The sequence below is a fragment of the Pseudomonas sp. genome (assembly GCF_037994325.1).
GTDB lineage: Bacteria > Pseudomonadota > Gammaproteobacteria > Pseudomonadales > Pseudomonadaceae > Aquipseudomonas.
The window spans coordinates 1-11255 of sequence record NZ_JBBNAH010000764.1; the positions used below are offsets into that span (position 1 = coordinate 1).

The window sequence follows — 11255 nt, forward strand, 5'->3', positions numbered from 1 at the left end:
CCACTGGGACTTGCCCACCGACTGCTTCACCGTTGACGAACCCTTTGCCCGCGCCTTTGGCCTGGACCCGGCGCTGGGTCGCAATGGCCTTAGCCTGGAGCAAGTGATTGCCACCGTGCACCCGGAAGACCGCGACGGGCTGATCGCGGCAATCGACGAAGTGGTGGCCCGTGGCGGCGCCTATGCCCACCAATACCGGGTGCGCCGCGCCGATGGAAAGTACTACTGGATTGAAGCCAACGGCCGCGTTGAGCATAGCGACGATGGCACGCCACTGAGCTTTCCCGGGGTACTGATCGACGTTGAAGGGCGCCGTGCCGTGGAGGCCGAACGTGATCGCGCCATCACCGCCTTGCGTGCGTTCAACGAAACCCTGGAGCAGCGGGTCGCCGAGCGCACCAGCGAGCTGATGCAGGCCGAGGAAAAACTGCGCCAGTCGCAAAAAATGGAGGCAGTGGGGCAGCTCACTGGCGGCCTGGCCCATGACTTTAATAACTTGCTGGCGGGTATTTCCGGTGCACTGGAGCTACTGGGTAAACGGATTTCCCAGGGGCGCTGGCAAGAAGCAGAAAAATTTATTATCTCGGCCCAGGGCGCGGCGAAACGTGCCGCGTCGCTAACCCACCGGCTATTGGCCTTTTCCCGGCGCCAGACCCTCGACCCGCGGCCCACTGATGTCAACGCATTGATGGAGGGCATGAGTGAGCTGATCCAACGCACCGCAGGCCCCAGCATTGTGGTCGAAACCGTCAGCGCCAGCGGCCTGTGGCCGGCGCTGGTGGATGCCAGTCAGCTGGAGAACTCACTGCTCAATCTGTGCATTAACGCCCGCGACGCGATGCCCAACGGCGGGCGCATCACCATTGCCACCGCCAACCTGCAGGTGGCGGGCGAGGCGGCCAGCGCATTGGAAATTCCCGAGGGCAGCTATTTGTCGTTGTCGGTGACCGACAACGGTGTCGGCATGTCGCCAGAAATTATCGCCAAGGCGTTTGAGCCGTTCTTTACCACCAAGCCCATTGGCCAGGGCACCGGCCTTGGCCTGTCGATGATTTACGGTTTTGCCCAGCAGTCTGGCGGGCAGGTCCGTATTTACTCAGAAGTCGGCCAGGGCACCACCGTGAGCGTTTATCTGCCGCGCTACTTCGGCGAGGCGGCGGCGGACGAAGCCGCTGCCAATAGCTCCCCGACTGTCGACGCCCAGGTTGGCGCCACCATTCTTATCGTCGACGACGAGCCGACGGTGCGCCTGCTGCTGACCGAAGTGCTGGGCGATCTGGGTTACACCCTGATCGAAGCCGCCGACAGCCTGGCCGGGCTAACGGTGCTGCGCTCGGATGTGCAGATTGATTTGCTGATTACCGATGTGGGTTTGCCGGGTGGCATGAACGGGCGGCAGATGGCCGATGCCGCGCGCGAGCTGCGCCCAGCGCTGAAAACATTGTTTATCACCGGTTACGCCGAGCACGCCGCCTTTTGGCATGGCCAGCTTGAACCAGGGATGGAGGTGTTGACCAAGCCGTTTGCGCTGGACGCGTTGGCGGCGACGGTTGCTGGTTTGATGGCCTCGTAGCTGAGCCAGGCGCGGCGTTAGTGGTGCAAGCCGTCACTTATGAACACGCGGCGAGTGAAGCCCTGCCGTCGCCCCCCGCACAGGCGAGGGCTCAGAATCGCCGAGCAAACGCCGTCTACGCCCAGGCCTTTTGATCGCCCACCGTGCTCTGCAGGGCTGCGGCCACTTCGCCAATCACCAGTACCGCCGGTGCTTTCAGTTCAAACGCATGGGCGGCCTGCTGCATGCCGGCCAGTTCGCTGCGGCATTCGCGTTGCTGTGGCAGTGAGGCGTTTTCGATCATGGCGACGGGGGTGTTAGCGGGCATTCCGGCGCTAAGCAGTTCGCGTTGGATTTCCTCCAGTTTGGCCACGCCCATATAGACCACCAAGGTGGTGCCGGTCTGCGCCAACGCTTGCCAGTTCAGGCTGCTGTCGTCCTGTGTGTGGGCGGTGACCAGCGTAACGCCACGGGCCACCCCGCGCAGGGTCAGGGGAATGCCGCAGGCAGTGGCGCCGGCCAGGCCAGCGGTAATGCCGTTGACCAGTTCCACCTCAATGCCATGGGCCTTGAGCCAGTCCGCTTCTTCGCTGCCACGACCGAAAATGCATGGGTCGCCACCTTTGAGGCGTACCACGCAATAGCCTTGGCGGGCGTAGCGCAGCATCAGGCGATGGATAAATTCCTGCGGCGTGGAACGGCAGCCGCCGCGTTTGCCCACCGGGATGATTTTTGCCCCTGGGCAATGTTCCAGCACGGCGGGGTTAACCAGGTCGTCGATCATCACCACCTGCGCGGCATTCAGGGCGCGCACGGCTTTAAGGGTTAACAGTTCCGGGTCACCGGGGCCGGCGCCAACCAGCCAGACTTTTGCGCTCATGGGGTGTTCCTCCGCAGATCAGTCATGTGTGTAACAACCAGGCCAACAGCGCCACATTCGCTAGCAATGAAACCACCGCCAGTCCGCGCCACACTTTTAACGGTTCACGCTCCAGCAACGCCTTTGGCCGGGCGAGGGGTTGTTGTTCACCTTGTTGCAATACCAACAGCCATTCTTCCGCCGTTTCAAACCGTTGCGCCGGGTCGCTGGCCAAGGCTTTTTCCAGGTTGTGCACCAGCCATTCCGGTAGGTCGGGGCGGTAGCGGTTGGCGGCTACTGGCGTGCCAAAACGTGGGCGCTGAAAGGCTTCGATTTCGCCATGGGGGTAGTGGCCGGTGAGCAGGTAGTAGAGCGTTACCGCAGCGCTGTAGAGATCCTGCGCCACGCTGGGTGTAGCGCCGGCATAGGCTTCCGGGGCGATAAAACTTGGGGTGCCGGGCAGCTCGCCCGCGTCCTGGCGTGACAGACCAGGGCAATAGGCCAGGCCGAAGTCCAGCAACCGCACGTCGCCATCGCCGCTTAGCAGCAAGTTCTCCGGTTTGATATCGCGGTGCAGAATATTGCGCCGGTGCAGCATGCCCAGCGCCCGTAACAGGCGCGCGGCAATATCCAACCATTGGTTAAGGCCGAGGTTGCCGTGCAGCTTGAAGTGCTCGGCCAAGGTGCTGCCGGGGTGTTCGCGCATCACGTAGTACAGGTGCTGACGCCCACTGGCGTGGTGCACTTCGGGAAAGTAACGACCGGCTACCCGGCGCAGAAACCATTCTTCCTGCAATAACGCTTGGCAGGCCACGCTGTCATTTGCCCGGGCCGCGGGCAGAGTTTTCAGCAGCCAGGGTTGCTGCTGGGCGTCATGTACACGGTAGAGCAGGGACTGACGGCTTTCAGCCAAAACGGCGTCCACCTGCCAGCCTTCAAATACCTGTCCAGGCTTTAAGGCCGGCGGCACGGGCCAGTGTTCAGCTTGACCCAACACATCGCTCAGGCCGGCTTCACCCAGGGCATCGACGCGCACCAGCACGGCGCTGGCGTTGTCTTGGCTGCCAGCTTTATGGGCCGCGCTGACCAACGCCTGACTGGCGGCTTGCAACTGACCTTCGTCACGCAAAATGCCGGCAATCGCGGCTTCGCTAAGCGTCGCCCAAATACCATCACTGACCAGCAGAAAACTCTCGCCCTGGCGCAGTTCACCATCCAGATAATCGACCACCACGTGCTGTTCCAAACCCATGGCGCGCTTGAGCACATGCTGCATGCCCGGTTGGCCCCACACATGGTCTTCACTGATGCGCTGCAGCTGCCCGGCAAACCAGCGGTACACCCGGCAGTCGCCGATATGGGCGAGGGTAAAGTGCGTGCCACGCACCACCAAGGCACTGAGGGTGGTGAGCAGCGGTTGGCCGCCACCGTTGGCATGCAGCCAGCGGTTTTGCGCCAACAGCAAACGGTCCAAGGCTTGCGCCACGCCCCAGGTTTCTGGGGTGGCGTAGTAGTCCAGGGCCAGGGCCTGCAAGGTTGAGCGCGCCGCCAGGCCACCGTCGGCGCATTGGCTGACGCCATCGGCCAAGGCAAACAAGTAGCCCTTGCTGGCGGCCAACGCTGGGGCGGGTGTTACCAGGCGAATCGCATCCTGGTTTTCCGCCCGAGGGCCGCTGGCGCTGGCTTCGGCGTAGCTCAATTGCAGGCTCATGCGCAGCCCTTAAACGCGGGCAGCGGTAAAGGCGGCCGAACCCCAGGTGGTTCTCCAGCGGCGTTTAACCCCGTGCAGACCAAACCAGGCGATCAGGCCCAGGCTGGCGAACAGCCACAGGCCCAATTGGTAGTCGCCGGTGTTTTGTTTGATCGCGCCCAGGCCTGCGGCCAAGAGGAAACCGCCGATACCACCGGCCATGCCGATCAGGCCGGTCATGACGCCGATCTCTTGGCGAAAGCGCTGCGGCACCAACTGAAACACCGCGCCATTGCCAGCACCTAGGCCGAGCATCGCCGCGACAAACAGCGCCAAGGCAGCCACCGAGCTGGAGAGGTGGAAACCCACCGCGGCAATGCAGATGGCGGCCAGCGCATACATGCCCAGCAAGGTGCGAATGCCGCCAAAGCGATCGGCCAGTGCGCCGCCCAACGGACGCATCAAGCTGCCACCAAATACGCAGGCAGCGGTGTAGTAACCCGCCGTTACTGGATTCAGATCGTATTGGTCGTGGAAGTAGCCGGGCAGGGCGCTGGCCAGGCCGATAAAACCACCAAAGGTGACGCTGTAGAAAAACATAAACCACCAGCTGTCACGGTCGCCCAAGGCCTTGAAGTAATCGGCCATGGATTTTGGCTTGGCGCGGTTGGGGGCGTTGCGGGCCATCAGGCTAAACGCGATAAGGGTGAGCACCAACGGAATCAGCGCCAGGCCAAACACATTGGTCCAACCGAAAGCGGCGGCCAACACCGGCGCGGCCAAGGCAGCGATCACCGTGCCGGAGTTACCCGCACCGGCAATGCCCATCGCCTTGCCCTGATGCTCAGCCGGGTACCACTGCGACGCCAGCGGCAGCGCGACGGCAAACGAAGCGCCAGCCATACCGAGAAACACGCCAAGCAGCAGCGCTTGCTCGTAGCTGTGAATGCCCAACTGCCAGGCCACGGCGAGGGCGCTGATCACAATGATCTGACCAATAATGCCAGCGGTTTTTGGCGAAACCTGATCGGCCAACATGCCCATCAAAAAGCGCAGCAGGGCGCCAGCCAGAATCGGCGTAGCGACCATAAAGCCGCGCTGCTGGGTAGTCAGTTGCAGATCGGTGGCAATTTGCACGGCCATGGGGCCGAGCAGGTACCAAACCATAAAGCTCAAGTCGAAATACAGAAACGCCGCAAACAGCGTGGGGGTGTGCCCGGCTTTCCAGAAACTGTTGTTAGTCATCCAACACCTCATCTGCAAAAGTTAGTGATTGCAGGTGGGCAGCCAGAACGGCTACACCACCACCTCGTTTCCGAGGCCAAAACGCAAAAAACGCCGCACTCCGCTGGGCACTTGGCCTAGGGAATAGCGACGTCTTTGTCGGGGTGGGGCAACCGCCGTTGGCTACCTGTGCAAATGCATGAGCAGGTTGCGTGCCAAGTGCGCGGCAGGGCTCTGCAACGCGGGTTTTGCTGAAAACGGGGTGCGCGATTGGTCATGCCGTGCTGCGTTATGGCGCGTAGGGTGTGCTGCGCGCACCATGGTGTGCTAGCGCGAAACGCTGGAAACACAGCCGTCGTCCCCGCGCAGGCGGGGACCCAGAATGTTGCGACGTATGCGGTCTGCCGGACGACTCTGGGCCCCCGCCTGCGCGGGGGCGACGCTGAGTTCAGAACGTAGGTTGGGTTAGATCGTAGATTGGGTCGGTGCGCGTTCGGTGAGCGCAGCGAAGCCCAACGGGCCGGCCCAACCTATGCGCGTGTTAATTCAACATCTCGCTCATGGCAATAATCTGCTCGGCCACCTGAATCAGCTTTTGCTGGCGGCTCATGGCTTGGCGGCGCATCAGGGTGTAGGCCTCTTCTTCGTTGCAATCTTTCATTTTCATCAAAAGACCCTTGGCCAGTTCCACCCGTTTGCGTTCGGCCAGTTGCTGGTCGCGGGCGTGCAGTTGCGCGCGCAATACCTGGTCGCTTTCAAAGCGCGCCATGGCCACGTCCATGATCGGTTGCAGGCGCGCGGCGTGGATGCCTTCGACGATATAGGCGCTAACGCCCGACTTGATCGCCTGGCGCATTACGTCCGGGTCGTGTTCGTCGGTAAACATCACAATCGGCCGTGGCCGGTCGCGGCTGAGCAGCACCACTTGTTCCATCACATCGCGGCTGGGCGATTCGGTGTCGATCAGCACCACGTCCGGGCGCACGCTTTCAACTCGTGCTGGCAGGTCGATGGTCAGGCCGGATTCGTCGATTACTTCAAAGCCGGCTTCGCTCAAAGCGGCACGCAGGCGCCCGACCTTTTTGGAGGTGTCGTTGATCAGCAGGATACGCAGCATGGCGGTCGTCTCCGGTTACTGATCATTAAGGGCATGCAGGGCAAAACTGCGGGCGTAGGCGGCCGGGTCGCTGCCGTCCCACACGCTGCCATCGAGCAATCGGCTGCTGCGCAGTGGCGAACCGGGGAGGGCGATTTCCAGGCTGCCGGCGGCGCGGCTGTACAACTCAAGCTGCTGCACCTGTTGTGCCACGGCCAGATAATCCGGCTCTTCACGCAGCAGGCCCCAGCGGCGGAATTGAGTCATAAACCACATGCCATCGGAGAGGTACGGGTAGTTTGCCGCGCCTTTGTTGTGCACGCGCAGGGCATGATCGTCTTGCCAACTCGTGCCCAGGCCATCGCTGTAGCGGCCGAGCAAACGCGGCTCGATGCTGGTCAGCGGTGCATCAAGAAAATCGCTGGCGCTTAACAGCTGCGCGGTGCTGCGGCGGTTTTCCGGGCTTTCTTCGATAAAGCGGCTGGCTTCCAGCACGGCCATCACCAGGGCGCGGGCGGTGTTGGGGTATTGCTCGACAAATTCGCGGGTGCAGGCCAGCACTTTTTCCGGGTGGTCCGGCCACAGCGCCTGGCTGGTGTTAACGGTAAAACCCTGGCCCTCGGCAATGGCATGGGCGCCCCAAGGCTCGCCCACGCAAAAACCATCAATGCGCCCGGCTTGCAGGTGGGCAAGCATCTGCGGCGGCGGCACCACCACGCTGTTTACATCCTGCAGCGGATGAATGCCTTGGCTGGCCAGCCAGTAGTACAACCACATGGCATGGGTGCCGGTGGGAAAGGTTTGGGCGAAGGTCAGTTTTGCGCCGCCTTGGTGCGCGCGTTGCTGCAGCGCACTGCCGCTGGTCACGCCAGCGTCTTTTAGCGGCTGCGACAGGTTGATGCTTTGGCCGTTCTGGTTCAGGCCCATCAGCACCGCCATATCAGTAGCCGGCGCGCCGCTGATGCCTAATTGAATGGCGTAGACCATGCCGTACAGGCTGTGGGCGGCATCCAGTTCGCCGCTGAGTAGTTTGTCGCTCAGGCCGGCCCAGGAGCTTTGCCGTTTCAGGTTGAGGGTCAGGCCGTAGGGTTGGGCAAAGCCTTGGGTGGCGGCGACCACCACCGAAGCGCAGTCGCTCAGCGGCATAAAACCGAGGTTAAGCACATTCTTTTCCGGCGCATCGCTGCCGGCCACCCAGGCCAGGGCGTGCAGAGCGTCGATGGGGTTGTTGCTTTCGCTCATAGCGGGTTCCCAAAACTCTTTTGCAAAAAAAAGGCGCCGTGTCTCCCAGCGTAAAAGCGGGTCGAGCACGACGCCATTGTCATGTCTGTTGGGGTCTTCTGAATACGACCCTTGCTTGGTGAACAGCAAATGCTGTGCCGGGTGGCGATAGGTATTTTCCTGAGGGACTCTGGGAGGGGAACGGTAATGGTGCATAAATCGCCGTCGCCCCCGCGCAGGCGGGGGCCCAGAATCTCAAGTTCAATACACATCGCGAAGGTAGCGCCGCTCCTTGCTCATGCCACTCACATACAAGGTCGCCGCCCCGGCGCTCATTTTGCCGTGCACTTGTACGATCTTTTTCAGCGCCGCATCCACGTCTTTGGCCATGCGGCTGGCATCACCACACACGCACACATAGGCGCCTTGTTCGAGCCATTTCCACAGTTCGGCACCTTGTTCGAGCATGCGGTGCTGCACGTAGACTTTTTCTTTCTGGTCGCGGGAGAAGGCGGTGTCCAGGCGCGTGAGCAGGCCGCTGCGTTGCCAGGTGCGCAGTTCGTCGTGGTAGTAGAAGTCGCTGACGGCACGCTGTTCGCCAAAGAACAACCAGTTTTTGCCGCCACCGCCTTGGGCCTGACGTTCTTGCAAAAAGGCGCGGAACGGTGCGATGCCGGTGCCAGGGCCAATCATGATCAGCGGCGTGCCAGGTTCTTGTGGCGGGCGAAAGTGGGTGGAGCGTTGCAGAAAAATCCGCACGCTACTGGCGCCGGCACGGTCGGCGAGAAAGGTTGAACACACGCCGCCGCGCGCCTGGCCTTGGTGCTGGTAGCGCACTGTGGCCACGGTGAGGTGTACTTCGTTTGGCGTAAGCGTAGGGCTGGAGCTGATGGAGTAGAGCCGTGGCTGCAATGGCTTGAGTAAGCGCGCGAGTTGTTGCGCATCCAGGGCGATGGGGTATTCGCGCAGCAGCGTCGGTACTTGTCGGCCCCAGAGCCAATCTTGCAGGGCCGCACCATTGCCGTCGTGCAGCAGTTCTTCCAGGAAGGGACTGGCATTGTGTGCCGCCACACGGCGCAGCAGGTCCGGGCTGATGCGGGCGATTTCCAAGTGTTCGGTAAGGGCTTCGCGCAACGCAATAGACGGCTGATTGTCCAGTTCTACCGTGCTGTCGCCGTCCAGGCGCAGGGTGCTGAGCAGTTCGCTGACCAACGCCGGGTCATTGCTTGGCCACACACCAAGGGCGTCGCCGGCCTGGTAGGGAAAGTCGTGATCAGTGAGGTCAAACGCTAGGTGGCGGGTTTCCTTGGTGGCGCCCCGGCCATTTAACACCTGGTTGTGCAGCAGGGTGGTGCGCAGGGGGTTAGCGCGGTTGTACGTGCTGCTTTCCACGGGCGTCGGGCGCAGCGTGGCGGGGGCGTGGCTGCTTGGCGCCAGGCGACTGCACAGCGCACTTAGCCATTGTTCGGCCGGGCCTTGGTAGTCCGGTTCGCAGTCCAGCCGCGGCTGCATACGTTCGGCGCCCAGCTCGGCCAAGCGCTCATCGAGTTTGCGACCAAAGCCGCAGAACTGCCCATAACTGGAGTCGCCCAGCGCTAGCACACTAAAGCGGCTGTTGGCCAAGGCCTGGGCTTCGGCGTTTTGCAGGCTGTGCCAGAAGTCGCTGGCGTTGTCCGGTGGGTCGCCGTCGCCAAAGGTACTGGTGACCAACACAACACCTGCTGCGGCGCGTAGATCGTCCAGCTTGGCCTCGTCCATGGCCCGCAGGCGCGCCCGTTGGCCAACGCTGCCCAGGCGTTCGGCGCAGGTAGCGGCCAGGCTTTCGCTGTTACCCGTTTGCGAGGCCCACAGCACCAGCCATTCAGGGCTACTGCTGGTGGCGCTGGAGCTCGCCAAGGGCGCTGCGTCATTCGGGGTGCGGGAAAATAGCCCAGCCAATAGCCCATCGAGCAGCAGCCGTTTGCCCGCCGCAAAGGGCGCACTGGCCGGAAGGGTAGGCACGCCACCTTGGCGCGCTTCAACGTTGCGCAAACCCAGTAGGTAACCCTGCATATACAACTGTTCTTCCGCACTCAACGCCAGGGGTGCCGGGGTGTCGAGGTTAAGCTGACGGGCAAATGCGTCGATCTGCATCGGGGCAAGTTCCTTGGCTGAAGACGGTGCCAGCACGGCGCTGGGCGTGGCGATGGGGTGCAGGGCAACCGCGCAAAACTTAAAGGCCGGTTGCAGGGAGATTGGGTCGACGGCGTCGCTGGTGACGGCATTGATGGCCAGGTGTTCGCCAAATACATCGTTCCAGTGAAACGGCGCAAAACAGTTGCCAGGACGCACGCGGTCGCTAAGCACGGCGGGCAACACGGCACGACCACGCCGCGAGCGGATTTCCACGCTGCCCCGCTCGCTGATGCCCAGGCGCTTGGCGTCACTCGGGTGGATTTCCACAAAGGGGCCGGGGTTAAGTTTATTCAGCGTCGGCACTTTGCCGGTCTTGGTCAGCGTGTGCCATTGGTGTTGCAGGCGCCCGGTATTGAGCACCAGCGGGAAGTCGTCATCCGGCAGTTCGCTGGCCGGCAAGTAGGGGCGGGCAAAGAACTGCGCCTTGCCGCTCTCGGTGGCAAACACCGGGCCGCTCGGTTGCGTGTAGCGAATAGGGTTGCGCACGCTGCTGCTGGGCGCGGCGCATGGCCATTGCAGCGGCGCCTGCTGTAGGCGCGCGTAGCTGGCGCCGGCAATGCTGTAGCCGGTTTTCGGGTTGGCGGCCCTTTTGATTTCCTCAAACACCTGCTCGGCGCTGCTGTAACTGAACGCATCGGCATAGCCCATGGCGCAGGCTACGCGGGCAATCAGTTGCCAGTCGGGCAGGGTGTCGCCTGGGGCCTGCACGGCCTGCTGCATCAGTGTCAGGTTGCGTTCGGAGTTGATCATCACCCCTTCAGCTTCGGCCCACAGCGCTCCGGGCAGGAGGATATCGGCGTAGCGGTTGGTTTCGGTGTCGAGGTAGGCGTCTTGGGTAATCACCAGTTCGGCGTTTTGTAGCGCTTCAATCACCGCCTGCCGATTGGGCACGCTGGCCACCGGGTTGGTGCAGATAATCCAGCAGGCCTTGATGCTGCCGGCACGCATCTGCTCAAACATCGCCACCGTGCCATCGCCCGTTTCGGCGCGCAGGCTGGCGCTGGGCATGCCCCACAGCTGCTCGATAAACGCGCGGTCTTCGGCCACCAGCGCCGAACGCTGCCCTGGCAGACCAGGGCCCATATAGCCCATCTCACGGCCGCCCATGGCATTGGGTTGGCCAGTCAGGGAAAACGGCCCGCTGCCCGGCCGGCAAATAGCGCCGGTGGCCAGGTGCAGATTGCACAGCGCGTTGGTGTGCCAAGTGCCGTGCACGCTCTGGTTCAGGCCCATGGTCCAGCAACTCATCCAGTTTTCTGCCTGGCCAATCCACAGCGCAGTCTGGCGAATATCGGCTTCGGCGAGGCCTGTGATTTCGGCGACATAGGCGGGCGTGTATTGCTCGAGGAAGTCCTCCATCACCTCCCAGCCTTCAGTAAATGCGCCGATAAACGCCGCATCGGTATGGCCGTTTTTGACCAACAGGTGCAGCAAGCCG

Annotated in this window: 7 protein-coding genes; 1 reads left to right on the top strand and 6 read right to left on the bottom strand. The window is 62.3% G+C overall.

Going from position 1 to position 11255, the window contains the following annotated elements; genetic code table 11:
- On the top strand, positions 1 to 1573 hold a 1573-nt coding region (locus tag AAAB16_RS25580; protein WP_340665889.1), incomplete at its 5' end, for an ATP-binding protein.
- A 115-nt stretch (positions 1574 to 1688) separates the two neighbouring features.
- Here AAAB16_RS25580 and cobA read toward each other — a convergent pair.
- The 6 genes from cobA to AAAB16_RS25610 form a co-directional block, all read right to left on the bottom strand.
- Positions 1689 to 2432 carry a uroporphyrinogen-III C-methyltransferase gene (gene cobA, locus AAAB16_RS25585; RefSeq protein ID WP_340665890.1) on the bottom strand — a complete coding sequence of 248 codons (744 nt, stop codon included), beginning with the start codon at positions 2430 to 2432 and terminating at the stop codon, positions 1689 to 1691.
- Positions 2433 to 2454: 22 nt separating this feature from the next.
- Positions 2455 to 4122 (bottom strand): bifunctional protein-serine/threonine kinase/phosphatase, encoded by a 1668-nt coding sequence (locus tag AAAB16_RS25590; RefSeq protein WP_340665891.1) that lies wholly within the window; start codon positions 4120 to 4122, stop codon positions 2455 to 2457.
- A gap of 9 nt (positions 4123 to 4131) precedes the next feature.
- Positions 4132 to 5346: a nitrate/nitrite transporter gene (locus AAAB16_RS25595; protein WP_340665892.1), complete on the bottom strand. Its 1215-nt coding sequence runs from the start codon at positions 5344 to 5346 to the stop codon at positions 4132 to 4134.
- Between the two features lie 520 nt (positions 5347 to 5866).
- Positions 5867 to 6442 (bottom strand): ANTAR domain-containing protein, encoded by a 576-nt coding sequence (locus AAAB16_RS25600; protein ID WP_340665893.1) that lies wholly within the window; start codon positions 6440 to 6442, stop codon positions 5867 to 5869.
- 15 nt (positions 6443 to 6457) lie between these two features.
- Entirely contained in the window at positions 6458 to 7663 is a 1206-nt protein-coding gene (locus AAAB16_RS25605; RefSeq protein ID WP_340665894.1) for a CmpA/NrtA family ABC transporter substrate-binding protein, read from the bottom strand.
- Between the two features lie 240 nt (positions 7664 to 7903).
- Positions 7904 to 11255, bottom strand: a 3352-nt coding sequence (locus AAAB16_RS25610) for a molybdopterin dinucleotide binding domain-containing protein (RefSeq protein WP_340665895.1), incomplete at its 5' end; no start/stop codon positions are given.